The following is a 272-nucleotide window of genomic DNA, read 5'->3' as shown; positions in this document are numbered from 1 at the left end:
GACAGTCTGGCCAACTCCAACACCACTACCATCATAAAGTTTGCCGATGACACAGTCGTGATGGGTCTGATATCCAACAACAACGAGATGGACTACCTCAGGGAAATTAAAAACCTAGAGACATGGTGCCAGGAAAACCATCTCCTCCTAAACGTCAGCAAAACAAAGGAGATGATCGTGGACTTCAGTACAAAGCGAGAGATGAGGAATTACCAACCACTCATCATAAACGGAGCCCCAGTGGAGAGAGTGGATAATTTCCGGTATCTTGG

At 46.3% G+C, this 272-nt stretch carries 1 protein-coding gene; it reads left to right on the top strand.

The genetic code is table 11. The features are described from left to right. Window positions 1-272 (top strand): RNA-dependent RNA polymerase family protein (locus tag F0L74_RS33765; protein ID WP_213087187.1); only part of this gene is annotated, 272 nt, incomplete at both ends.

Source organism: Chitinophaga agrisoli, assembly GCF_008386695.1.
GTDB classification, from domain to species: domain Bacteria; phylum Bacteroidota; class Bacteroidia; order Chitinophagales; family Chitinophagaceae; genus Chitinophaga; species Chitinophaga agrisoli.
The sequence above is the reverse complement of the archived record's forward strand: the minus strand, read 5'-3'. Positions and strand labels throughout refer to the sequence as shown.